The 22,650-nt window shown below is 65.6% G+C and carries 25 protein-coding genes; 9 read left to right on the top strand and 16 right to left on the bottom strand.

Features of this window, described 5'->3' with window-relative positions; translation table 11 throughout:
• Position 1 precedes the first annotated feature (1 nt).
• The 8 genes from G6N31_RS09615 to G6N31_RS09580 form a co-directional block, all read right to left on the bottom strand.
• The gene (locus G6N31_RS09615; protein WP_098003092.1) at positions 2-958 is read right to left on the bottom strand and encodes a VOC family protein; all 957 of its coding nucleotides are present in this window, start codon (positions 956-958) and stop codon (positions 2-4) included.
• 9 nt (positions 959-967) lie between these two features.
• Positions 968-1,987 carry an amidohydrolase family protein gene (locus G6N31_RS09610; RefSeq protein ID WP_197747166.1) on the bottom strand — a complete coding sequence of 340 codons (1,020 nt, stop codon included), beginning with the start codon at positions 1,985-1,987 and terminating at the stop codon, positions 968-970.
• 25 nt (positions 1,988-2,012) lie between these two features.
• Positions 2,013-2,933, bottom strand: a complete 921-nt coding sequence (locus G6N31_RS09605; protein WP_098003093.1) for a VOC family protein — start codon at positions 2,931-2,933, stop codon at positions 2,013-2,015.
• Between the two features lie 37 nt (positions 2,934-2,970).
• Positions 2,971-3,537, bottom strand: coding sequence for an aromatic-ring-hydroxylating dioxygenase subunit beta (locus tag G6N31_RS09600; protein ID WP_163722122.1), 567 nt, complete (start codon positions 3,535-3,537; stop codon positions 2,971-2,973).
• On the bottom strand, positions 3,534-4,937 hold the full coding sequence (locus G6N31_RS09595; RefSeq protein ID WP_098003095.1) for an aromatic ring-hydroxylating oxygenase subunit alpha: 1,404 nt from the start codon (positions 4,935-4,937) through the stop codon (positions 3,534-3,536). The genes G6N31_RS09600 and G6N31_RS09595 overlap by 4 nt, the downstream gene beginning before the upstream one ends.
• 102 nt (positions 4,938-5,039) lie before the next feature.
• Positions 5,040-6,278 carry a CaiB/BaiF CoA transferase family protein gene (locus G6N31_RS09590; RefSeq protein ID WP_234815269.1) on the bottom strand — a complete coding sequence of 413 codons (1,239 nt, stop codon included), beginning with the start codon at positions 6,276-6,278 and terminating at the stop codon, positions 5,040-5,042.
• Positions 6,275-7,057 carry an SDR family NAD(P)-dependent oxidoreductase gene (locus G6N31_RS09585; protein ID WP_197747165.1) on the bottom strand — a complete coding sequence of 261 codons (783 nt, stop codon included), beginning with the start codon at positions 7,055-7,057 and terminating at the stop codon, positions 6,275-6,277. The genes G6N31_RS09590 and G6N31_RS09585 overlap by 4 nt, the downstream gene beginning before the upstream one ends.
• Before the next feature lie 106 nt (positions 7,058-7,163).
• Positions 7,164-7,394: a ferredoxin gene (locus G6N31_RS09580; RefSeq protein WP_098003097.1), complete on the bottom strand. Its 231-nt coding sequence runs from the start codon at positions 7,392-7,394 to the stop codon at positions 7,164-7,166.
• Between the two features lie 89 nt (positions 7,395-7,483).
• Between G6N31_RS09580 and G6N31_RS09575 the strand changes: the two genes are divergently transcribed.
• From G6N31_RS09575 to G6N31_RS09565, 3 genes are all read left to right on the top strand, one after another.
• On the top strand, positions 7,484-8,734 hold the full coding sequence (locus tag G6N31_RS09575; protein ID WP_098003098.1) for an NAD(P)/FAD-dependent oxidoreductase: 1,251 nt from the start codon (positions 7,484-7,486) through the stop codon (positions 8,732-8,734).
• The gene (locus G6N31_RS09570) at positions 8,734-9,558 is read left to right on the top strand and encodes a fumarylacetoacetate hydrolase family protein (protein WP_098003099.1); all 825 of its coding nucleotides are present in this window, start codon (positions 8,734-8,736) and stop codon (positions 9,556-9,558) included. The genes G6N31_RS09575 and G6N31_RS09570 overlap by 1 nt, the downstream gene beginning before the upstream one ends.
• A gap of 79 nt (positions 9,559-9,637) precedes the next feature.
• A complete protein-coding gene (locus tag G6N31_RS09565; RefSeq protein WP_163722120.1) occupies positions 9,638-10,633 on the top strand; it encodes an LLM class flavin-dependent oxidoreductase in 996 nt (331 codons plus the stop codon).
• A gap of 13 nt (positions 10,634-10,646) precedes the next feature.
• Here the strand turns inward: G6N31_RS09565 and G6N31_RS09560 are convergent, their stop codons facing one another.
• The 4 genes from G6N31_RS09560 to G6N31_RS09545 form a co-directional block, all read right to left on the bottom strand.
• Complete coding sequence (locus tag G6N31_RS09560) at positions 10,647-11,837, bottom strand: thiolase C-terminal domain-containing protein (protein ID WP_098003101.1); 1,191 nt, start codon at positions 11,835-11,837, stop codon at positions 10,647-10,649.
• Positions 11,830-12,300 (bottom strand): Zn-ribbon domain-containing OB-fold protein, encoded by a 471-nt coding sequence (locus tag G6N31_RS09555; protein WP_234815270.1) that lies wholly within the window; start codon positions 12,298-12,300, stop codon positions 11,830-11,832. The genes G6N31_RS09560 and G6N31_RS09555 overlap by 8 nt, the downstream gene beginning before the upstream one ends.
• Positions 12,301-12,506: 206 nt before the next feature.
• Positions 12,507-13,307, bottom strand: coding sequence for a dienelactone hydrolase family protein (locus G6N31_RS09550; RefSeq protein ID WP_098003103.1), 801 nt, complete (start codon positions 13,305-13,307; stop codon positions 12,507-12,509).
• Between the two features lie 40 nt (positions 13,308-13,347).
• The gene (locus tag G6N31_RS09545) at positions 13,348-14,010 is read right to left on the bottom strand and encodes a TetR/AcrR family transcriptional regulator (protein WP_098003104.1); all 663 of its coding nucleotides are present in this window, start codon (positions 14,008-14,010) and stop codon (positions 13,348-13,350) included.
• A gap of 190 nt (positions 14,011-14,200) precedes the next feature.
• On the opposite strand from G6N31_RS09545, the gene G6N31_RS09540 reads away from it, so the two are divergent.
• Positions 14,201-14,842: an NAD(P)-dependent oxidoreductase gene (locus G6N31_RS09540; RefSeq protein ID WP_098003105.1), complete on the top strand. Its 642-nt coding sequence runs from the start codon at positions 14,201-14,203 to the stop codon at positions 14,840-14,842.
• Positions 14,843-14,869: 27 nt separating this feature from the next.
• On the opposite strand, the gene G6N31_RS09535 is transcribed toward G6N31_RS09540, so the two are convergent.
• Positions 14,870-15,490 carry a TetR/AcrR family transcriptional regulator gene (locus G6N31_RS09535; RefSeq protein ID WP_098003106.1) on the bottom strand — a complete coding sequence of 207 codons (621 nt, stop codon included), beginning with the start codon at positions 15,488-15,490 and terminating at the stop codon, positions 14,870-14,872.
• Between the two features lie 120 nt (positions 15,491-15,610).
• Here G6N31_RS09535 and G6N31_RS09530 point away from each other — a divergent pair, with 120 nt between their 5' ends.
• The 4 genes from G6N31_RS09530 to G6N31_RS09515 all read left to right on the top strand — a co-directional run bounded on the left by G6N31_RS09530 (position 15,611) and on the right by G6N31_RS09515 (position 18,788).
• Positions 15,611-16,759, top strand: a complete 1,149-nt coding sequence (locus tag G6N31_RS09530; protein ID WP_098003107.1) for a phosphotransferase family protein — start codon at positions 15,611-15,613, stop codon at positions 16,757-16,759.
• Between the two features lie 67 nt (positions 16,760-16,826).
• The gene (locus tag G6N31_RS09525) at positions 16,827-17,051 is read left to right on the top strand and encodes a hypothetical protein (protein ID WP_133117679.1); all 225 of its coding nucleotides are present in this window, start codon (positions 16,827-16,829) and stop codon (positions 17,049-17,051) included.
• 135 nt (positions 17,052-17,186) lie between these two features.
• Positions 17,187-17,759, top strand: coding sequence for a TetR/AcrR family transcriptional regulator (locus tag G6N31_RS09520; protein ID WP_234815271.1), 573 nt, complete (start codon positions 17,187-17,189; stop codon positions 17,757-17,759).
• Between the two features lie 183 nt (positions 17,760-17,942).
• The gene (locus G6N31_RS09515) at positions 17,943-18,788 is read left to right on the top strand and encodes an alpha/beta fold hydrolase (protein WP_098003110.1); all 846 of its coding nucleotides are present in this window, start codon (positions 17,943-17,945) and stop codon (positions 18,786-18,788) included.
• A 43-nt stretch (positions 18,789-18,831) separates the two neighbouring features.
• On the opposite strand, the gene G6N31_RS09510 is transcribed toward G6N31_RS09515, so the two are convergent.
• The 3 genes from G6N31_RS09510 to G6N31_RS09500 are packed head-to-tail and all read right to left on the bottom strand — an operon-like array spanning position 18,832 to position 21,871.
• A complete protein-coding gene (locus tag G6N31_RS09510) occupies positions 18,832-19,617 on the bottom strand; it encodes an SDR family NAD(P)-dependent oxidoreductase (RefSeq protein WP_098003111.1) in 786 nt (261 codons plus the stop codon).
• Positions 19,617-20,639 carry a fumarylacetoacetate hydrolase family protein gene (locus G6N31_RS09505; RefSeq protein ID WP_098003112.1) on the bottom strand — a complete coding sequence of 341 codons (1,023 nt, stop codon included), beginning with the start codon at positions 20,637-20,639 and terminating at the stop codon, positions 19,617-19,619. Before G6N31_RS09505 ends, G6N31_RS09510 begins: the two co-directional genes overlap by 1 nt.
• Positions 20,636-21,871 (bottom strand): cytochrome P450, encoded by a 1,236-nt coding sequence (locus G6N31_RS09500; protein ID WP_098003113.1) that lies wholly within the window; start codon positions 21,869-21,871, stop codon positions 20,636-20,638. Before G6N31_RS09500 ends, G6N31_RS09505 begins: the two co-directional genes overlap by 4 nt.
• 166 nt (positions 21,872-22,037) lie before the next feature.
• Here G6N31_RS09500 and G6N31_RS09495 point away from each other — a divergent pair, with 166 nt between their 5' ends.
• Positions 22,038-22,631, top strand: coding sequence for a TetR/AcrR family transcriptional regulator (locus tag G6N31_RS09495; protein WP_234815272.1), 594 nt, complete (start codon positions 22,038-22,040; stop codon positions 22,629-22,631).
• Positions 22,632-22,650: the final 19 nt, after the last annotated feature.

Genomic DNA, 22,650 nt, shown 5'->3' with positions numbered 1-22,650 from the left:
ATCAGGCTTCGACGAACTCAATATGGGTTCCGTCGAGTTCGTTCGGATCGACCTGCAGATACGATCCACCCACCGCTGCGCTGTCGTCGATCCGCCGGTACCGGGTCTGGCGGGCGTCGAGGTCGGCGGCCTTGGCATCCAGGCCGTTGACCGCGATCCGGATGTAGTACGGGCCCGGACCCCAGGTGGCAAGGTAGCGTCCGGTCTCGCAGTCCCAGCGGGTCGGCTCGATCAGATCCAACGTCGCGCTGTGCCCGACGGTGAAGGTGATCCGGGCACGGCGGTAGCCTTCCTGCTCGAACAACTCGACGGGACCCGATGCGACGATGTCCAGGTTGGTGTCGAGCCGGCGAAGCACATCGTCCAGATCGCGAACCAGGAAGCTGCGGTTGACGATTCGGATCATCTGTCCCGGCTGAGGATCCCGCGGCTGTGGTGTGCTGTCCCCGAACGTCTCCGGTGGCATCTGCAGCGGCGCGATCGGGTGCCACTCCAGACACAACCCGCCGTCCACCACCGGGCGGTACCGAGGTTGCTCGGGGGTGGTGCCGACCCAGAGCCGCTCCCACGCCAATCGGTCGTCGATGGGCGCGATCCGGAACGGCAGCCGTCGCCGGTGCAGCTTCTCGATGAGCTCCTCGATGCTGTCGGTGGCGATCACACAGGAGTGCGTCTTGATCGGCCGGAACCGCCCCTGGAACTCGTGCAAACTGTCCAGGTACTCCGAGAAGATCGGGTCCACCGGCTTCTCGACGTCCCAATGGTGCTGTGGCTCGAGACGGGTGGGCGCCACGGCCAGCGACTTGTGCACTCGCAGGAAATGCGCGATGTAGCCGTGGCTGTCGAAACCCTGCCGCCAGTTCGGGTGTTCCAGGATGCCCAACCGCTCCACCAGGAGCTTGGTGTGACCATCGGGATCGGGGACCATCAGGTCCGCCGACAGGAGGAAATCAGACATCGGGCCGCCCTAGACCTTGATGTCCAGCAGCTTCGACGCGTTCTCGTAGCAGATCTTGTTGGTGTCGGCGTCGGAGACCTTCATGCCTTCCAAGAGATAACCGCGGATCTGGTCGCTGCCGTTGAAGTTGGTGCCGTACAGCAACCGGTCCGCACCGATCGAGTCGATCACGGCCTGCCGCATGATCGGGTCGTGGATCAACGGGTCGAAGTAGAAGTTCTCCAGGTAGCTCAGGAACGGCTTCTTGTTCAGACCGTCCGACAGGTTTCCCGCGGTCGCATCGAACCGGCCGATCTGGTACGGCACGAACCCGCCGCCGTGGGTGATGCAGACCGTCAGATCCGGCACCTTGTCCAGCACGCCACCACAGATCAGATTCCAGAACGCGACCGTCTCGTCGTAGCAGAAGCCGACAATCGAGGTGGTCTCGAACTTGTCCTTGGACGGATCCTCCCAGCCGACCGACTGGTTGTAGCCGTGCACGTAGATCGGCACGTTCAGCTCGGCGCAGCGCTTCCAGACGGGAAGCAGTGCCTCGTCGTGGAATTCGTGCCCGCCCAGGTTCACCCCGCCGGTGTTCACACCGCGGGCGCCGAGCTTGACCGCGCGGTCCAGCTCCTTGAGCGCCTCGTCCGGGTTCTGCAGCGGCAGCGGGGCCCACCAGAACAGTCGATCCGGCGCCTGCGCGCAGTACTTGGCAAACTCGTCGTTGACCATTCGGCACCACTTGGTGCCGAAGTCGCCGGTGTGGTACATGAAGGCGTGCGCGGGCACAGACATCACGGCCTTGTCGATGCCGCGTTCGTCCATCTGCTTGAGCCGGTTCGGTGCCTTCATCCACTCCAACGGGGAGGAATCCTCGCCCGCGGCGTGCGCCGCCGCGGCCTCCTTGGTGCCGAGCGTGAGCTGCCACTTTCCGATGGTCATGCGTTGCATTCCCTCGGCGTCGGGCGCGAAGCGCGGACCCCAGAAGGGATCGAACCCGAGCATCTTGGGCTCGATATGGTGGGCGTGTAGATCGATGATCACTGGTGGTACAACCTTTCAGAAGAATCTAGGCGGGCGGGGCGACGGGCTTGACCGTCGGTGCCCATCCTTGGGCGACGAACTTGTGTCCCCAGACCTCGGCGCTGGACGGCTTGGTCTGGACGAAGTGCTCGGTGTCCAGAACCACGCCGCCGGCGCCGAATTCGATATCGAAACCGGTGGGGGAGCGCATGTAGAAAGACACCAGGGTGTCCATCATGTGCCGACCCAGCGTCATGGTGATCTCCATTTCGCGTTCCTGCACCAGGTCGTAGGCTTTGCCGACGTCGTCGAGGCTGTTGCCCTCGATCGCGATGTGCTGCACGCCTTTCAGGCCGGGGATGGTGACGTAGCCGAGCACGTGGCTGCGCGGGTTGCAGCGGAAGAACTGCGGTCCGAAGACGCCCCCGTCGGGTGTCGGGGTGAGGTAACCCGCGAACAGTTCCATGCCGAGGATGTCGGTGACGAAGCTCTCCATGTCGTCGCCCCACTCGGGTACCACCATCACGACATGGCCGACACCGTCGGCACCGGCGACGAAGCCGTGGTGCGGTTTGCCCGGCAGGAACGATCCCGCGGTGAACTCCGCCGCGTAGAAGAGCTCGTGGACGTAGTCGTGTGGGTCGCGGACGCGCACGAATCCGGTCACGGCGCGCTCGGCGCACTCCTCGGGGCTACCGAGTTCATATGGGTAGTTCTTGGCCTCCAGCTCGGCGATGGCACCACGAAATGCGTTCTTGTCGTGTAGTTCCCAGCCGATGTAGGCGAGCTTGTCCTCGCTGCCGGGGTGCAGGGCGATGCGGTGGTGACGATCATCCATCCGCAGGTAGACGGTGCCGTCGGCTCCCGGATCGTTCAGCCCGAGCCCGAATATCTCGGGTCCGAACGACTCCCATTCCTTGTGGTTCGGTGATTCGAACCCGAGGTAGCCCAGGGTGTTGATTTTCACGAGTTGGCCTCCTGTTTCTGGTCGAAGATGGGTGCCGTCACAGGAAGACCGCAAGGTTCTGCGTGCCCAGTGAGGCCTGGTCGGAGTAGATGACGCGCTTGGCGATTTTCAGTGCACCGTCCTGTCGCCGCAGGATGTCGACGCGGCGTGCCGAGATGATCTCGTAGTTGTGTTCCTGATACCTGTTGCGTAGCAACAACAATGAGCTGGTCACCTCGTACTCACCCTCCACGCCGGTGCGGAACACCCGTATGTTGGTGACGTGGCGACGGGTACGCGAAGGCGGCTTCTCCGACCATGCGCTCGTCGTCGCGGCCAGCCGGGTGGCCTTGATGCCGAGAGTCATGATCGTCTCGTCGAACATGAACATGCCGGTGGAGAACTCCGACCCGTCGATCAGGTCCCGGGTGGATCGCACCGGCATCTGGTAGCGCAGGTCCACGGCCATCAAGCCCACCCACTCCAGCAGTTTTCCTGAATCGAGCAGGGTGGCTTCGTCTTCGAGGAACTCTACGATCTCGAAGTGTTCGGGCTCGCCGTAGTGCACGCGCTGTTTGGGCGGTGCCTCTGCGACGGCTTCTGTCGTTTGTTCGGTGGTTGTCACGAGGCGCTCCCGAGCATCTTGTCGAAGTAGGTCATCCACCAGTTCCATTGGTTGTCGTCCTTGCCGAACCCCTCGTACACGTGGCCACCGCCGGGCCAGCCCTCGGGGACGCGCTCGCCGCTGACCGCGTGATAGCGAATCTTCTGCTGAGCGCCCATGAAGCCCTCGGCCATCCGGGTCATCTGTGGCCAGGTGTCGGCGTCGTCGGTTTCGACGAAGCCACTGGCGCCGAACGAGAGATTGGAGGTGTTACTCATTCGCTCGCGCAGTGCGGGGGATGCCCCCTTCTCAACGAGGAACCAGTTGTAGAACTCGAACTCGCCCGGGCTCAGCGGGACGAAGGCGTGGAACGAAATCAGCGACGACATGCCGTCGGGCATCGGCATGTTCAGGGCGAAGCACCCGACGTTCGGGAACAGGCCACCGACACACGGCGGGCAGTCGCTCAGCAGCTTCAGCGCGGCTTCACTGAAGCGCTTCTGCAGATACGGGATGTGCTCGGCGGTCATGCCCGGTGGCGGTTGCATGGTCAGCTTCTCGACCACCGACATGTTCTCCAGGCCTTTGTCCTTCATCAGAAGTACAAAGGGTTCGGTTTGGTCGATGCAGCGCAGGCCGTGGCCGTTGGCGCTCACGTTCACCCCGGCCATCGCCGTCGGTTTGTCCTCGCCGCCGGCCATCATCTCCAGCTCCTGCAGTGAGTAGTGCAGGGTCAGATTGTGGTAGCCGTCGCCGGAGTGCTGCTCACCGGCGCACTTCCAGTTGGCGCGGATTACGAAACGCTGTGGGGGGCCGAGGACTTCGAGGCCACCTTCGCTGCGGTCGAACATCAGGTCGGTGTAGAACTTGATGTCGCCGAGGAATTCGTCGAGTGGTTCGGCGTTCTCGTCCCAGTTGGCGAAGATCATCCCGGCGTAGGTCTCGACGCGGGCCTTGCGCAGCCCGAGCTCAGATTTCGGGAGGATGTTGCCGTGCATCTCCTCCTTGGCGATCGGCGCCCCCAGGAATCGGCCTTTGTTGCTGAACGACCAGCCGTGATAGGGGCACTTGAAGGTGGCGCCCTTGCCGCCTTCGGAGCGGCAGATCTGCATGCCGCGGTGGGTACACACGTTGAGCAGGACGTTGATGCCCATCTTGCGATCGCGGGTGACGATCACCGGGTCCAGCCCGATCTGCCGCATGATGTAGTCGCCCGGCTGCGGAATCTCGGACTCGTGGCCCAGCAGGTTCCAGGTCTTGCCGAAGAGGTGCTTCATCTCCAATTTGAAGATTTCCGGATCGCTGAGCAGTCGCATCGACACTTCGCGCTTGTCGTAGTCGATCAGGTCGCGCAGCGGAGTGCCGTCGGACAGCACGGGGCCGGTGCGGGTGTTGGAAATGTCTTGGTCCAGAAGGGTCATCGTTCCTCCGAGGGGCTGACTGAAGGGGAATGTGAGCGGCGTCTCTTGTGGCCTGAATGTACACCTGACACGAAAACTGTTCAATGTGTCGCCGCCGATGGATTAAGTGATGGCGCCGATTTCCTTGAGTCGCTCGAGTTCGTCCCAGTCGAGGCCGGCATCCAGCAGCACTTCCTCGGTGTGCTGGCCGTGCGTGGGTGCGCCGGCACGTGGGACAGCAGCGGTCTCGTTGAATCGCACCGGGTTGGCGGCGACGGCAAGTGTCACGCCTTCGGCGGTGTCGACGGTGGGCAGATAGCCGTTGGCGATCACCTGGGGGTCATCGTGGGCCTCGAGCGCGGTGCGCACCGGCGACCAGACGCCCTTGAGGGTGCGCAACCGGGTGGTCCAGTCCGCCAGCGTGCGGGCAGCGAAGATGTCGCGCAGGACGGCGATGCAGTCGCGATTGTTGGCGCGCCGGGCCTCGGCGTTGTGGAACCGCGGATCGTCGATCAGATCGGGGCGGTCCAGATGCTCGCACAGGTCAGGCCAGAATCGGTCGGACTCCAGCATGATCAGCGTCAGGTGCCGCTTGTCGGCCGTCTGGTAGTAGCCGCGCGCGATCGGGTTGGGCAGGTTGTCCGGGTCGTGCGCCGGCATCGCCTTCCCTTCGTAGAGCTTGGCGGCCACCACCGGGAAACCCAGATTCCACAGGCCCAGCCCGAGCAGCGACACGTCGACGACGGGCGGTTGTTGACCGCGTTCCCGGGCCAGCAGTGCTGCGGTGATCCCGCCGGCCAGGGTCAGGCCACCCATCAGGTCACCGAAGCCCGACGGTTGATCGACCAGGTGCGGTGAATCGTGTGGGGTCAAGGCGTCGGCGATGCCGGAGCGGGCGAAATACGACGACCCGTCGTAGCCACCCTTTCCGGCCTCCTCGCCGCGGGTGCCCTGCCCGGTGCCCAGGGCATACACCAGGTGCGGATGGCGGGCGCGGATGGTGGCCGGGTCGAGGCCGAGCTTCTCCCGCACCCGCGGCAGGAAACTCGTCACGAAGACATCGGCATGCTCCAGCAGGAAGTCCAGCGCCGCGCGGCCGTCCGGGTTCGCCAGGTCGATCCCGACACTGCGTTTCCCCCGGTTCGGCTGCTCGATGAGGTAGTTGGCGCCACCGGCATCCCCGGTGACCAGACCCGAACTGATCAGTCCGCGCTGCGGATCGCCGGTCTGCGGGTGCTCGATCTTGATGACGTCGGCACCCCAGTCGGCCAGTACTGCCCCCGACGACGGGACGAACGTCCACGCCGCCGCCTCCACCACCGTGATACCGGACAGTGGGAGCGCAGCGGCGGCATCGGTCACTGGGCGCCCGCCTGCGCGAACAAGGCGTTGATCGCGGCCATGGTGGGCAGATGCGCCAGTACGCCACCGTCGACCTGCAGTACCTGCCCGGTGATGTAGCTCGACCGCGGGGAGGCCAGGAAGGCAACCGCCTCGGCGATGTCGGCGGGGTCGCCGAGCCGTGGGATGAGGCAGTTGTCGATGAAGATCTGCTGGATCGCCTCGGGCATGGTGGCCAGCATGGTCTCGCTGGTGATCAGTCCGGGAGAGACGACGTTGCAACGAATGTGGTGCTTGCCGTAGGCGGCGGCGACGAATCGGCTGAGCCCGTTGACGCCGGCCTTGGAGGTGCCGTAGGCCACCGTCATGCTGTCACCGGACAGCGCCTGGTCGCTGGAGATGTTGATGATCGATCCGCCGCCGGATTCGATCATCAGCGGGACGGCATGCTTACACATCAGCATGGTGCCGCGGACGTTGACCGCCTGCATCTCGTCCCACATCGCGACGTCCATGTTCACCACGTCGAAGTCGAACGCCGCCTTGTTGGTCACGCCGGCGTTGTTGTCCAGCACGTCGAGGCGACCGTGTCTCGATTTCACCGACTCCAACAGGGCGACCACGCTCTCCTCGGAGCTGATGTCCACTTCCTGGGTATCCAGTCGGCCGCGAGCGCCCTCCGCTGATTCGCGCAGCTGTGTGAAATCCGTTCCCGGCAGCTCGGCGGCCACCACCGTCGAGCCCAACTCCAACAGCGTCCGGACCGTTGCCGACCCGATCCCGCCTGCAGCGCCGGTCACTATCGACACTGTTCCGGTAAGTTCGTCGGTTCTGCTCAACTACCCAGCCTTTCGCTTGTGGGATGAAGACGCATGGGCCGGCTGCCCCTGCGGGTGTGGCGGCCGTCTACTCGTCGGACGCGCCGGCCTGGCGGATCTTGATGACTTCCTCCGGGCAGCAGTAGGCGGCTTCTTCGGCCGCCTCCATCAGGTCGTCGGGGATCTCGGTCATATTGGCCACGACGAAGCCGTTCTCGTCGAGCGAGAAGACATCTGGGCACAGCTCTGCGCAGGTTCCGTAGCCGCAACACCTGTTGCGATCGACCTCGAGCCGGTTTACGGCGGTGATGTTGCTCATGTGGGTCCTCTACTAACGCTTCTCGAACGTGGTGTGAGACACTATAGTCATATTTTGTCTTATTTGAACACACTGAGGCGGGGGCAATCTTGACACCCACTGTGGTCGTTGTCGGGGCCGGGCTGGCCGGCGGTAACGCGGCACTCGCGCTGCGTTCGAAGGGATTTGACGGGCGGGTCATCGTTGTCGGAGACGAGGACCATCCGCCCTATTCCCGCCCACCGCTGTCGAAGCAGCTGATCCGCGGTGAGTTCGAGGTGCCGCGCGTCCATCTACGGCCCGCCCCGATGTGGGAGAAGCGCGAGATCGAATTCATGCTGGGCAGAGCGGTGTCATCACTCGACGCCGCCGCACACCGCGTGGTGCTCAGCGACGGCGAGCCGGTCGCATACGACGCGGTCCTGTTGGCCACCGGCGGGCGTGCCCGCACCCTGCCCGGCCACAAGCCGGTGGACGGGGTCTACGTGCTGCGGACCATCGATGATGCGCTGGCCATCCGGCAACATCTCGGGCCGGGCAAGCGTCTGTTGATCGTCGGCGCCGGTTTCGTGGGCGCGGAACTGGCCGCCAGTGCCGCGATGCTGGGCACGCACGTGACGGCACTGGAAGCCGCCGGGGTGCCACTGGGCCGCGGGCTGCCGGCGGCGCTCGGCGAGATCTACGGCCGCATGCATGCGGCGCACGGGGTCGATATCCGCGTCAACGCCACGGTGAGCGAGGTCGTCGCCGGAGCCGGCGGCCTTGTGGCGACCCGGCTGACGGACGGCACCGTGTTCGAGTCCGACGCGGTCGTGGTGGCGATCGGACTGGAGCCGGACGTGAGCCTCGCGGCTGCGGCGGGTCTGGCTGTCGACAACGGCATCGTCGTCGACGAGTACTGCCGCACCAGCGCACCGGACGTTTATGCCGCAGGCGATATCGCCAATCATCCGAATCCGATTCTGGGGCAGCGTGTTCGCGTCGAGCACTGGCAGAATGCCCAGCACCAGGGTGCGGTCGCCGCGCACAACATCGCGGCCGACGGCCCGGAGGCCTACGAGATGTTCGCCGAGGTGCCCTGGGTGTGGTCGGATCAGTATGACGTCAACCTGCAGGTCGCCGGCCGCCCCCTGCCGACCGACGAGGTGGTCTTCCGTGGCGACCCGGGATCCCGGGAGTTCTCGGCGATGTTGCTTCGCGACGACGTGCTGATCGGGGCGGTCGGGGTCAATTGCGCCGACGACGTACGGGCGGTCCGGGCCGCCGTCGGTCACCGGCTGCGACCGGATCGTCTGGCACTCGCCGATGCCTCGCAAGACCTGCAAGAACTCTTCCACTTGGACCGAAAGGTTATTGCCTGATGAGGATCGCGCGCGTCGACATCGACGGACTGCCGACGTGGGGCGTGGTCACAAACGGTGGTGCCGTAGAACTGATCGATGGACCGCTGCGGGCGTGGGCGCCTGCGCTGACCGCCGACTTCGGATCGAAGATCCCGTTGACCGGTCGTCGCGTCGATGCGGAGGCGGTGACGTTTCTGATGCCGGTGGAACCCGGTGCCAAGGTGGTGGCGGCGGGCGCCACCTACGCCAAACACGTCGTGGGACTCGGCTTGAAAATGCCCGAGAAGCCGGCCGCGTTCCTCAAACCTTACGAATCGTTGATCGACCCGTACGGCGAGATCGTCTACCCGCCGCTGACGTCGCAGCTCGACTATGAGGTCGAGTTGGTGGTCGTCCTCGGATCGCCTGTGCGGGCGGGGGATCCCGGTACGCCGGGGATCCTGGGCTACTGCGTCGGCAACGACGTCTCGGCGCGCGACCTCCAGTTCGGTGGGTCGGTCACCGGCATGGACATCTTCTCCGCCAAGGGACTGGATGACACCAGCGCGATCGGTCCGTGGATCGTGACGCGCGACGAGATCGGTGACGATCACCCCGATCTGGAGCTCACGCTCACCGTCGACGGGGAAGTGCGCCAGCAGGACAGAACGTCAGCGCTGGTGTGGGGGCCGGGCGAGCTGGTCGAGTACGTCGCGCAACGCAGCCGGCTGGCGCCTGGCGACGTGCTCTTCACCGGAACGCCGTCCGGTGTCGCGCATGAGGACGGCCGCTACCTTGAGCGGGGCCAGGTCGTCGAGGCGACGGTCGAGAAGCTGGGGACCTTGCGTAACACCGTCCGTTGATGCCCGGCCTGCATCCGCTGCACCCACCGCGCTCAAGTCGGGCACCGGCATCCAAGGGTCGACGAGTCAGGAGCGCTCGATGAAACTGGGAACCATTCTGCTTTGGGGAGAAGATCTTTCGCTCTTCCGTCAGCAGGTGCGGCTGGCCGAGGAGCTGGGCTATTCCGTCATCGGGGTCGGGGATTCGCCCGCCGCTTGGAACGAGCTGTATGTTTCGTTGGCCGTCGCCGCCGGTCAGAGCCACCGGGCCACGCTGACTCCCATGGTGACCACACCGGGCCTTCGGCATCCCTCCGTCACCGCCGGGGCCATGTCGTCGTTGCATCAGCTCACCGGGGGCCGGGTGGTGCTGACCATCGGCAGTGGTGGCAGCGCTGTGGGCAGCGTCGGCCGGAAGGCGGCCGGGCAGCGCGAAATGCGTACCTACGTAGAGGCGGTGCGGTCCCTGCTCGGGGGCGGCTCGGCTGAAGTCGATGGGCGCACCGCGGTGCCGCTGCAGCAGGCGCGTCCGGTCCCGATCTACATGTCCGGCGACGGACCGAAGGCGTTGCGGCTCGCCGGCGAGATCGCCGACGGGGTGGTGATCGGGCTGGGCATGGCGGTGGACGTGGTCGCGAACAAGATCGCCACAGTGCGGGAGGCCGCGAACGCGGCGGGCCGGGACGCCGACGCGATCGACGTGTGGGGACTGGCCTTCACCTCGGTGCGTGACGATCCGGACCAGGCCAAATCGGACATCACCGCGTTCCTGGCGTCGGTGGGCGCCATGGGGCTGAAGGCTGCGCATATGCGGGCGTTGATCCCGCCCGAGTTGCGCGGCGCGGTCGCCGAGTTGGAGCAGCGCTACGACCCGCGCCAGCACGTCGTCGTCGGCGGTGCCGGTGCGTGCCTGGTCGAGGAACTCGGCATGGTCGACTTCCTCGTCGGTCTGCGCGGGGTTACCGGAACGCCAGACCAGGTTCGTGACTACGCTGCCGAGATCGAAAAGCTCGGTGTGACGCACCTTTTGGCTGCGTTGCCGGGTAGCGCCGACCCCGACGGCACGTTGCGCAGGCTGGCCCGGGCCGTGCGGTGACGGCGCGGGCAGGTCAGGGCCGGGTCAACAGCAGGCAACCACCCAGTGGGCCGCCGCCGGCGCCGACGAAGGCGGTCTCGGCGCCGCGCACCTGACGCCGGCCGGTCTCGCCGCGCAACTGCAGAACGGCTTCGTGCAGGAAGCCGAACCCGTGCAGCCGACCGCCCGACAGCTGCCCGCCCGCGGTGTTCAGCGGCAGTTGTCCGCCGGGGCCGATCCGGTGGCCGCCCTCGACGAACGCGGCCGCCTCGTAGGGGCCACAGAACCCGGCGGCCTCCAACCAGGCCAGGGTCAGGATGGAGAATCCGTCGTAGAGCTGTGCCACGTCCACGTCGGCGGGCCGCAGCGAGGTTCGTGACCACAGGTGCCGGGCGGAGTCCCGCTGTGGCAGGTCCAGCGGATCCGACCATTGATCCCACAACGGACGGGACGCCAGCTTGGCGCCCATCGCCTCGATCCGGATCGGTGCGCGCAGGTCGCTACGGGTCTCGGCCGCCGAAATCAACACGGCGACCGAGCCGTCGACGGGCACATCGCAGTCGTAGAGACACAGCGGCTCGCTGATCATCCGCGCATCGAGATACTCCTCGATGGTGATCGGGGTGCGGTAGACGGCGTCGGGCGTCATCGAGGCCCAGTTCCGGGTGGACACCGGCAGGCCTCCGATCTGCCGTTTGGTTGCGCCACTTTCGTGCATGTACCGCTGCGCGACCATGGCCAACCAGTGGGCCGCGGTGACGGCACCGAACGGGCGCAGCCATTCCTGCAGACCCACGACGCCGACGACATCGGCGGGGCTGGTGGTGTTACGTCCGCCGCCGGCCTGGCCGGTGGCCTCCGAGGTGGTGCGGTAGACCAGTACGTGCCGGACATAGCCGCTGGCCACCGCGAGCACGGCCGACATCACCGACCCCAGTTGGCTGGGTCCGTCCTGCATTCCCGCATGCCAGGAAGGGTTGATGCCCAGGGCGTCCTTGACACGGCCCACCGCCGGCCCGCAGAACCCCGGCGCGGCCGGCCACTCGCCCGGCCAGGCAATGAGCCCGTCGATGTCGGCGGCAGCCACCCCGGCATCGGCCAGCGACCGTTCACACGCCTCGACGGTGAGATCGAGGTCCGACCGGCCGAGTCGGCGTCCCACTTGTGATTTCCCGACGCCGGCGATCAGGGTCCGGTGTTCGGTGTTCGCCGCCGGATCAGCCATCGACGTTGCCCCTTGCGGCGACGTGCACCCGAGTCGGCCCGAACAGGGGCAGATATACGTCCCCGTGTTTCTCGAAGACCACCGACACCGGCAGCCCGATGCGGACCTCGTCCGGCGCGATGTCCACCAACCGGCTCGTCAGGTGAACGTCGCTCTGTTCGGTGAGAGCGACGATGGCCAATACGTACGGCGGCGGCAGCCACGGCACGAACGGCTGCCGATTGACGGTGTAGCTGAACACCGTTGCGTGCCCGGACACCACGGCCGGCTGCGGGTCCGGCGCGCCGCAGAACCGGCACCGCGGCGTCGGCGGATGCGCATACCGGTGGCAGCGTTGGCATTTCCGGATGCGCAGGTAGCCATCGGCGCCGGAACACCAGAAGAATTCGGTGTCCACCGATTGCTGAGGCGCGGGTATCCGTGCGTCGTCGGCTATGCGGATCGGCGCGGCCGCTGTTGTCACGAAACCTCCATGCTCATCGGCGTCACTTCGCCGCACTCTCATTTGGGCTGTCCGGCAGTGGTTCTGTGCGTCTTGACTAGACAGTATGCACAGACTCCGTTGAATGTGTTTAACATGATTGCGGGCGGGCCGGAAGGGTGTCCTCAGTGCCGTCGCTCGAACAGTCTTGAACACCGGGCGACGGGGCCGTGGTGACCGGAGTCCGGTTACCAGGATAGTCGAGCAGTGAGGAATTCGACGACGCGGTTGCGTGCTTCGAGGGCTGGATGTCCATCGATCTCGCGGAGTTGGTTGGTCAGTACCGAGTGGGCCAGCCGACCGAACCCGTGCTCGTTACCTTTGGACGAGTCGATCTCGATCACCTCCAAAGCGTCCCCCAGTCGCTGTTTGAGCGTATCGAAACGTTCTTGTGGCGCCGCCCTGTCGGCGGAGAAACGTAGGCCCATTGCGCATAGGCCGTCATCGGTGGCGCGGCCGACCACCACGCTCAGTTCGGTCTCGGACAGACCCGGATCCCGGCGGCGCGATCTGGTCACCGGAAAGGGTAGCGACGGTTGACTCAGTACCGGGGCGAGGACGCTGTCATCGGCCGCGGCAGCCAGGGCAAACCCGCCGGTCAAGCACATGCCGATCACACCGACGCCGGGCCCGGGCGTCTGTGCGTTCAGATCGCGGGCCAGTGCCCGCAAGAACAGCGACACCGGCCGCTGCGCGTCGGTGGCGAATGCGGCGAACTCGCGCGCTACGCACGCGCGGGCGATGCTGGACAGCGCATAGCCCACGGATATGGCGCGCCCGGGTTCGCCGAACAGCGACGGGATGGCGACGGTGAATCCGTTGTCCACCAGATGATTCCCCAGGGCGAGGACGCCGGGGTGTGGCCCGGGGATCTCGGGGATCAAGATGACGCCGGGACCGGTGCCCTTGCGATAGACGTCATGGGTGATACCGGCGCCGACAAACGGCGACGGGGTCCAGCCGGTCAGGTCCGCCTCGGGTGCACGCATGAATGGTCTCCGTCTCGGTCGGGTGGCTGGATCGGATATGTCAGGTTCCCTGGTCGCAACTGCCGCTCTGCATCGCGTCATACATCTGCCGTTTGGTGGGGGCCGGGGCAAGTGCGTGTTGGCGCTGGGCGTCGCAGGCCGCAATGAGGTAGCTCACCAGTCGTTTCGACGCCGCCGGTGCCGCATCGCCGGCGCTGGCCACGACGCCGGCATTGGCCATCAGCAGCATCACCAGGTCTTGCGAGCGGAACTCGGGACGCAGCCGTCCGCCCGCCTTGGCCTTGGCGATCAACTTCTCAAAACCGCGATAGGCGGCCGCGCGGTTGGCTTCGAAGGCTTCGGCTCGGGGAAAGGTCATGGTCAGTACGGTGGTGAAGCCCCGGTCCTCGTACTGCATGGTGCACACCCGCTCCACGTATCGGCAAAAGCCGTGCCACGGGTCCGCATCTTCCAGCGCGGTGGTGGCCGCGTCCAGATAGGCGGCCATCTTTCCCTCGAACACCCCGGTGATCAGGTCATCGCGGGTGGGGAAGCGGCGGTAGAGCGTGGCGATACCGACACCGGCCCGTCGTGCGACCTCCGTCATCGGTGCGTCCAGCCCATGTTCGGCGAACACGTCTCTGGCAGCCTCGATGACGGCGATGCGGTTGCGTTCTGCATCGGTCCGTAGAGTCGGCTGACTCGTGGGGTGTGAAGGAGGCACTCCGACATCTTACGTGGTACCGGAGAACCCACTCCGGTTCGTGTTAGCCTGCAAGTCGTCAAGTGGACCTCAGCCTCCACTTGTGCGTGACGGGTGAGCCGCGTTTTGATTCCAGCGTTGCCCCGCGGTCCCTACAGTTTCTGACCGAGCCCCGCCGCGGCTGCCGGACAAATGATGAGGAGTCAACACGATGAAGGTAACGGTTTTCGGCGCCACCGGAGCGATAGGACAACTGGTGGTGGGAAACCTGCTCGACGCGGGTCACAGCGTGAAGGCATACGCGCGCAACGCGTCCAAGATCCCGGCCTCGTGGAAAGATCGGGTCGAGACCGTCGTGGGTGAGATCACCGATGCCGCGCAGATCGACGTGGCCGTCGCCGACTCTGACGCGGTGATCAGTGCCCTCGGGCCCAGCATGGACCGCAAGGCCACCGGCCTTCCCCTGGTGGACGGCACCAAGTTGATCCTGGACGCCATGAAGCGCCACGGTGCGCGGCGATATGTCGGCAATGGCACCCCGAGCGTCCTGGACCGGCGTGACGCCAAGACCTTGCAGGCACGCCTGGTCGGATTCATGGGCCGGACCATGTTTCCCCGCGCCTACCGCGAGTTGCTCGGCATGTCCGCAGCCATCATGGACTCGGGGCTGGACTGGACCATTGTGCGTTTCATCGCACCGACGGACGGCGCACCGAAAGGCGTTGCGCACGAGGGATTTTTCGGGACCGATAAGATCGGCTTCACGGTGACCCGGGCCGACATCGCCGCGTTCACAGCAGCTCAGGTGGACAGCGACAAGTACATCGATGCGGCGCCTGCGATAAGTAACTGAGCGGCGCGCGGTTTCGAGGCCATGAATTCAGGCCGGACCCGGAGGCCTGGCACCTAGCCCAGCGAGGATAATATCCACGAACGGCCGAACATGTAGATAGGCATCTGCTTTGGCTGTTCTCCGGGCGTTCGGCGTCAGGTTCATCACGTGCATGAGCACCGCGCCGAACAGGCACTCCGCGACATCGAGTGCCGACACCTCTGTGTCGATCTCGCCGCGTCGTAGAGCGCGCCGGAAGATGGTGGTCGATGTCTCGATGAGTGGCTGTGTCACTCGCTGCCGGATGTCATCCAGGATGGCGGTTCCGGCGACCGCGTCCACCGTGATCCGCATCGCCGTCCAACCGGCGGGATCGAGGAAGTACTCGAAAAGGTCGGTGGCCCAGGCGATGACGTCGTCGTAGAGGCTCCCGCTATCGGGCTGGTCGGCCAGGTGTGCGGCCCCGGCCACGACGCTGTCGACCAACAACTGTTCCTTGGATGACCACCGCAGATACAGCGAGGATTTCCCGACGCCTGCGGCCTGGGCGACGCCGCGCATCGAGAATCCCGACCATCCGTGCCGGGCGTACTCGTCGAGAGCGGCGGCCATGATGCGGTCGGTCGCCAGCGGGTTGCGCGGTCGCCCGCGCGTCTCTGTGCCATGCATCGACAGTCCTCTCTCGGCCGGGTCAACTCTAACCAGGACGCCGGATCATCGAATACTTGCGGACCACTATGGTCCGTTATAGAGTATGGTCTGCGTCACACGACCGAATCGAGGAAACCGATGCAATCCGCAGCGACTCTTCGTGCCCTGGCCCAGGTCGCCGCTTCAGTGCTGCCGCGAGTTCCGACGCGCGGGCCCTGGAAGTCATCCGACGTCACCACCACCTGGCTCACCGAGCGCTTGGCGAAGGGGGTGGGGAGTGGGGCCGCCCTCTTGGTCGCGCCGCTGGACGGCTCCAGCGGGACGACGGATCGCCGGCGGATCGTGGTCGAGTGGAATGACGCCGCCAAAGAAGCCGGACTGCCGGCCAACCTGTTCATCAAGAGCTCGCCTCTGACGGCGAAGAACCGGGTGATGGTGGGTGCTCTCGACATGGCCGTCAACGAGGTCCACTTCTACAACCACGCGGCCGCATCCCTCAAGGACGTGGTGCCCAAAGCGTGGTTCGCCTTTGCGGGTATCGGCGCCCGCTTCCTCATCGTGCTGGAAGACATCGTCGCCGACGGCGGCCATCCCTACGCGCTGGCCGACCGCTGCGAAATCGACCACGCCCGCGGCCTGATCGACGCGTTCGCCGATCTGCATTCGCAGTTCTGGAACAGCCCACGGTTCACCGTCGACCTGGGGTGGGCGCGGACCTGGAGCCGGCGTCCGGGCTATGCCGTGCTCAAGCAGTTCTACTCTCGCGGACGTGCCGGGGCCCTCAAGCTGGGCCGCCCCGAGGTGACTCCGGCGGTGCGGGCGGTCTCGGCGGCGTTGGACGCGCACGCCGACTCGTACTACCGCGAGTTCGAGGCGGGTCCGCTGACCCTGTTGCACGGCGATTCGCACCTGGGTAACACGTTCACGACCGGCGATGGCCGGTCCGGTCTGCTCGACTGGCAGGTCGTCTGGCAAGGTCCGGGGCTGCGCGAAGTGTCGTACTGGATGACCACCGGCCTGGAGCCCGACATGCGTCGGGCCTACGAATCCGAGCTGCTCGAACGCTATCTCGAAGGCTTGCGCGCCGGTGGAGTCCCCGATGTGCCGAGCTACGACAACGCTTTTCAGCGTTACCGGCTGTTTTCCGCGGAAGCTTGGGACGCCACCGCGATGACCATCAACTGGCCTGGTCTGCAGGCCGAGGAGAACGCCGAGGCCTCGTGGCGCCGCGCCTGTGTGGCCGTCGAGGATCTCGACACGGCGGCGCTGCTCAACGGTTTGTGCTGACTCAGGTCGTCAAGGACCTGGTCAGGTCGGTTGCCGTAGCGATGAGCTGCAGACCAGGGTTTCCAACATGTCGATCCCACGACTGGCAGTCAAAGGCGGCGGGCCGAAGGGCCACGACGATGCTGATTACGACCGGGTGGTGCTCGGGCGGCTGAATGCGGTCCACCGCCGCAGTCTCCCGCTCGCTGCCGCCGCCGCACAGTTGCCCCGCCTCGATACCTATGCGGTCAAGTTGCAGGCTGCTGTTGGCCTTACGCGCGAAGGCGAGACCAAAGCTGGTCACGCCGGCTGACGCGCGTCGAGGTGCCCCGCGCTCCCAAAACTGCATACCGATTGGATGTGTACTCACCTACAGGTTGCATGGCAATATACTGAGCCGATGCCTAGGGATCAACAGTCGGCGTCACGGGCCAAGACGGCTCGCGCGGTGCAGGCCGAAGCCACCCGGGCGGCCCTGATCGCGGCGGCGCGGCGGTTGTTCGTCGAGAAGGGTTACTTCGGCACAGGCACGGAAGAAATCGTCGCCGCATCCGGCGTCGGTACCCGCGGCGCGCTCTATCACCACTTCGAAGACAAGCGGGCACTCTTTCAGGCGGTGTTCGAACAGGTTGAGGTCGATCTACTAGCCGCCGCTGGTGGCGCAGAGCAGGCTGGCGATGCGCTGGACCGGCTGCGCGCTGGTCTGCTGAGTTTCCTCGACGCCTCACTTACCCCGGAAGTCCAGCGGATTCTCCTGATCGACGGGCCTGCGGTGCTGGGCTGGCAGACCTGGCGGCAGTTGGGGGGACGCTATGGCGTCGGAGCGATCCACGGGCTGCTGGAACGGGCTGTGCTCGAGGGCGCACTACCGGCTCAACCGCTCATCGTCCTCGCCCATGTGCTGCTTGCCGCGGTGGACGAAGCCGCCCTCGTCATCGCGAACTCGCCGGAGCCCGCACTGGCCCGGGAGCATGGGGTGGCGGCGATCAGTCAACTGCTCGCCGGTCTCGGCTCCCGGTGACTGACGGCCCTTCCACGGCTCCGTGCCGGCATTGCTGAGCCGGTACCTGGTTGACAACACCTGGCGGGTATCGACATACTGACTGTATGTGAACTGCATTCTGTGTGTATGCGGTCGTGACGTTCAGATCCGGACAACACGAGCGAGCCTTCGAACATCGGATCTTCATGAAGGAGAAGCGCCTTGACGGATCGCCAGATTCGGGTGGACGGGCTCGACATCGCCTATGTGGACACAGGCTCCGGGCCTGTCGTTCTGTTCGTGCACGGCGTGTACGTGACCGGCGCGCTGTGGAACGACACGGTCCGCGAGCTGGGCGACGGCTTCCGGTGCGTGGTGCCGACGTGGCCGCTGGGCGCGCACAGCACCGAAACCGGCGGCGCCGACCTGGGTGCGGAGGCAGCCGCCCGCCGCATCGTGCACTTCATGGAGGCGCTCGACCTGGCCGATGTCACGGTAGTGGCCAATGACACTGGCGGTGGTCTGGTGCTTGCTGCCCTGGGTGATACCGCACTGGACACCTCACGCATCGGCAGGCTGGTCTTCACCAATTGTGATAGCTACGAGCATTTTCCGCCCGGCTCGTTCGCCCAGATCGTCAAGTTGTGCCGCGCCAGCTCGACGGTGGGCGGCGGCGTTCTGCGGCTGTTGGCCACCGGCCCCGGACAGAGCTTCTTCCTCAAGGCGGTGTGCAAGCATCCTCCGACTGCGGATCGTCAGCGGGAGATCTTCGGCGCCTTCGCCACCAGCGGGGCGGCGCGCCGCGACGCGGTGGCGGTGACGGCCTCACTGGATCCGGCCCTGACCCTGCGCGCGAGCGGGGCGATCGAGGCTTTCGACAAGCCGGTGACCCTGGTCTGGGGAACCGACGACAAGCTGTTTCCCCTCGATCATGCACGCCGGCTTCGCGACGCGTTCCCTCACTCCGAGCTCATCGAGATCGACGGCAGCTCAACCTTTGTGATGCTCGATGCCCCGAAGCGGCTGGCCGCGGCGATCCTGGAACATCAGCGGCCAGACAGCATCTGACAAGACCGACGGCGGGCACCGCGAAGATGGGCGACCGCCGTCCTTAAAGGCCAGGTGGCTTGCTGTTGTACCGCGGCAGATGCTGTCCGCCGTCGACATGGATGGTTTCGCCGGTGACGTAACGGCTGTCGTCGCTGGCCAGGAACACCGCGACCGGTGCGATGTCGGTGTCGGGGTCACCCACCCGGCCCAGCGGATTGGCCGCCGCGGACGCGTCCGCGAAACCTGGAATCGCCTGCGACAGTTGCTCGAAGACCGTGCCCTTGGCTGCCGGGGCGATGGCGTTGACCAACACGTTGTAGCGCCCCCACTCGGCGGCTGCAGACCGGGTGAGTCCGCGGATGGCATCCTTGGTCGTGTTGTAGTCGACGTGCAGCCAGGCCGCCGCCTCGGCGTCGATCGAGTAGAAGTTGATCACCCGCCCACCGCCCTGAGCCCGGAAGTGGGGGAGGGCGGCGCGCATCGACCACCATGTCGCCCACAGCCCGGTGCGCAGCAGCCCGTCCAGGTCGTCGTCGCTCTTGTCCTCCAGCGGAACGTTGGGTGACAAGGCGATTGCATTGTTCACCAGCACGTCGAGATGCCCGAAGGTATCGACCGCCGCGGCAATCGCCGATTCGATCTGTGCTTTGTCGCCGACATCGGTCCGGACGAAGAGTGCCCGACCGCCGGTCCCTTCGATATCCTCGGCGACCTGCTTGCCGGCCGCGTCGTCGAGCTCGGCGATGACGACGGCGGCGCCCTCGGCGGCGAAGCGCCGGGCGATGCCCCGGCCGATGCCTTGCCCGGAGCCGGTGACCACTGCGACTTTGTCATCGAGTCGGCCCACTACGTTTCCTCTCCGATCGGCGCCTCGTTGTCCACGAAGCGGTTACGCAGCGTCCCGAGTCCTTCGACCTCGAGTTCGACCGTCTGGCCCATCTCGGGGAACCTACCCAACTCCAGGCCGCAGCCGCCGCCGACAGTACCCACGCCGATCACATCGCCGGCCCGCAGCAGCTCGTCACGGCTGATGTGGCTGATGATCTCGGCGACCGAATAGTGCGACGTGTCGGTGGTACCGCGGCTCCACTCCACGCCGTCGACGCGGGCGATCATCGCGTTGGCCGAGGTGGGGTCGAAGTCCTCCGGCGTGACGAGGTAGGGCCCCAGCACGTTGCTGCCGTCGCAGTCCTTACCCTTCGCCGGACCGAGGAAGGTCTTCATCTCGGCGAGTTGCAGGTCGCGGCACGACACGTCGTTGAACACCGTGTACCCGGCGATGTGCCGGTCCGCGTCGGCCACCGGGATATCACGACCGGGCACACCGATCACCACCGCGAACTCCAGCTCGTAGTCCATCCGGGTCTCGCCTGCCGGTCGCCGGACCGGAACACCGGTCCCGACCACGCTGTGCGGGTTGCCCTTGTAATAAGTCGGATGCCGATACCACTGTTGGGGCACTCCGCGGGGTCCGGAGCAGTTTGCGATGTGTTTCTCGAAGGCCGAGCAGTCCCGGAGCGACGACGGGCATGCCAACGGCGCCAGCAGCTGGATCTCATCGACCCGGTAAATCAGCCGCTGGCCCATGACGTTGCGGTCCAGCTGCGCCAGATCTTCTTGGGCGCTGCAGATCTCGTCGAGCACGTGGGCACGTACCTGGCCGTTACCGAGGAATGCCACCATATCCGGCGGAACCACTGCGGCGGCCATTGGCCCGACACGTTCGGGCGACATCCGGTCGGCGATCAACTGTGCATACGCGGCATTGAGGTCGATGAGTGTGTCGGGGCCTTCGAGACTGTCGGCCAGCAATCCGAGGCGGTTGGTCGGACCAAGCGGTCCCGCGACACTGAAGGTGGCCAGTTTCACGGGCGGTCCCAAACCAGCGGCAGGGTCGAGATGCCCGCCACCGAACTGGCGTGCCGGGCGACGGTGACGCCGTCCTTGACGCGGTACTCCGGGATGCGCCGGTGCCAATGCTCGTAGGCGATGGCGAGTTCGATGCGGGCCAGGTGCGAACCGGCGCACCGGTGCGGTCCGACGCCGAACGCGATGTGCCGGCTACGTCCGCGGTCGAAGCGGATCTCGTCGGGATCGTCGAACACATCCGGATCACGCCCTGCCACAACGGTGTTGAGCAGAACACGATCGCCCTTGCGGATCAGCTGGCCGCCGATCTCCACGTCCTCGGTGGCGGTGCGGCCGGCGAGGATGAGCGATTCGACGCGCAGCATCTCCTCCACGGCCAGTGGGATGATCTCCGGGTCGGTCAGTTGGCTCCGCAGGTCGGGCCGCTGCGCGAAGTTCAGGAAGTGCAGGCCCAGCGAGCTGGCGACGGTGTCCAGGCCCGCCAGGAACAACAGGTAGGTCATGTCCAGGACCTCGTCGTCGGTGAGCTTGTCACCGTCGACCTCCGCACCGTGCAGGGTGCTGATGATGTCCTCGCCGGGTTGCTGCTTGCGGGCCTCGAGCAGTTGGACCAGGTACTCGTTGAGTTCCTGCCCGGCCTGTGCCCGGATGACCCCGTCCGGGTCGTCGTGGTGACCGTGCAGCAGGATGTTCTTCCAGTTGTGGAACCGGGGGGCCTGATCCAGCGGCAAGCCCATCATCTCGGTGAAGATGACCGTCGGCAGTTGTTCGGCAAAGTCGGTGACGAAGTCACACTCGCCGTCCGCGATGAACCCGTCGATCAATGAGTCGGCAACGTCGCGGATGCGCCCCTCGATGGCCTTCATCCGCCGGGGGGAGAACACCGGCATCAGCAGCGTCCGATACCGCGATTGGACGGGCGGATCGACCTCCATCGGCAGCAGGGGGCGTTTTTGGCCGAGGCCGGCCGGAATGTTGACCGACGGTGCGGTGGTGAACAACTCGTAGTGCTGCATGGCGTAATGCACTGTCTCGTAACTGGACAACGTCCAGAAGCCACCGTGCTTGTCGCTGTGGGCCACCGGGCACTGGGCGCGCATCTGTTCGTATACGGCCTCGAAGCATCCACCGAGTCGTGGGTCGTGGTGGTCGAACTGGTTGACCAACTCCTCGACAAGGGGCCGGTTGTCGGCGCTTACCTCGCGAGCATCCTCGTCGACGTGCTGGGTCATGCTCTCCCTTTCGGACCGAACGACAGGCGATGAGACACTTTAGACATAGTTTGTCTATAGTGATGCTTATCGTGGCGCCAGTCAACAGCCGGAGGGCAGGAAGCGACTGGGTCTCAGCTACGCTGATTTCTAGGTCAATGTGACAAATGGGCATATATTGTTCAAATTGACCGATGACCTGGGAGGCACCATGGCGGCCAACAGCGACACCCTGTCGCGCATCCTGGACGGCACGCTGCTCACGCTGGCGCGCCGAGGGGTGCGCAAATTGTCGATGAGTGACGTCGGTAACCAGGCCGGTATCTCCCGGGGGACGTTGTACCGGTACTTCAAGAGCAAAGAAGAACTGCTCGATGCGATTGCGGTCCACGTGGAGAAGGGCCTGCTGGACGAACTGGTGCAGGCCGTGGAACGTCGCCCCCAACTCGACGTTCGTGTGCAGGTCGTCGTCGAGGCGATGGTGTACTTCAGCAAGACACACCCCGAGGCGATCCAGGTCATCGCCGTCGAGCCCGGCTTCGGCATCGGCTTCATTCGCCAGGTGTTCCCGGAATTCGTCGCCGTCGCCGAGCGATTGCTGACGCCGGCGCTTGAGCTCACGGCCACCGTGCAATCCGGTGCGATGAGCAGCGCCGAGCTGTCCGAGTTGATCCTGCGGGTCGCGGCGTCGACGTTCTTCATCCCGGCCGACGATATCGACGAAATCCCGCGCGCCATTGCTGCGTTGCCGTGTCTGCAACAAACCCGCCTCGCCGGCTGAGGCCCTTCTTCCTGCGAGC

This window comes from Mycolicibacterium duvalii (assembly GCF_010726645.1).
In the GTDB taxonomy this organism is placed as follows: Bacteria; Actinomycetota; Actinomycetes; order Mycobacteriales; family Mycobacteriaceae; genus Mycobacterium; species Mycobacterium duvalii.
The sequence above is the reverse complement of the archived record's forward strand: the minus strand, read 5'-3'. Positions and strand labels throughout refer to the sequence as shown.

What these genes read in the sequence shown, in the direction of transcription:
- G6N31_RS09615 (WP_098003092.1), bottom strand. Translation starts at nt 958, where the DNA reads ATGTCTGATTTCCTCCTGTCGGCGGACCTGATGGTCCCCGATCCCGAT.
- G6N31_RS09595 (WP_098003095.1), bottom strand. Translation starts at nt 4,937, where the DNA reads ATGACCCTTCTGGACCAAGACATTTCCAACACCCGCACCGGCCCCGTG.
- G6N31_RS09580 (WP_098003097.1), bottom strand. Translation starts at nt 7,394, where the DNA reads ATGAGCAACATCACCGCCGTAAACCGGCTCGAGGTCGATCGCAACAGG.
- G6N31_RS09570 (WP_098003099.1), top strand. Translation starts at nt 8,734, where the DNA reads ATGAGGATCGCGCGCGTCGACATCGACGGACTGCCGACGTGGGGCGTG.
- G6N31_RS09565 (WP_163722120.1), top strand. Translation starts at nt 9,638, where the DNA reads ATGAAACTGGGAACCATTCTGCTTTGGGGAGAAGATCTTTCGCTCTTC.
- G6N31_RS09560 (WP_098003101.1), bottom strand. Translation starts at nt 11,837, where the DNA reads ATGGCTGATCCGGCGGCGAACACCGAACACCGGACCCTGATCGCCGGC.
- G6N31_RS09550 (WP_098003103.1), bottom strand. Translation starts at nt 13,307, where the DNA reads ATGCGTGCACCCGAGGCGGACCTGACCGGCTGGACCCCGTCGCCGTTT.
- G6N31_RS09540 (WP_098003105.1), top strand. Translation starts at nt 14,201, where the DNA reads ATGAAGGTAACGGTTTTCGGCGCCACCGGAGCGATAGGACAACTGGTG.
- G6N31_RS09535 (WP_098003106.1), bottom strand. Translation starts at nt 15,490, where the DNA reads ATGCATGGCACAGAGACGCGCGGGCGACCGCGCAACCCGCTGGCGACC.
- G6N31_RS09530 (WP_098003107.1), top strand. Translation starts at nt 15,611, where the DNA reads ATGCAATCCGCAGCGACTCTTCGTGCCCTGGCCCAGGTCGCCGCTTCA.
- G6N31_RS09525 (WP_133117679.1), top strand. Translation starts at nt 16,827, where the DNA reads ATGTCGATCCCACGACTGGCAGTCAAAGGCGGCGGGCCGAAGGGCCAC.
- G6N31_RS09500 (WP_098003113.1), bottom strand. Translation starts at nt 21,871, where the DNA reads ATGACCCAGCACGTCGACGAGGATGCTCGCGAGGTAAGCGCCGACAAC.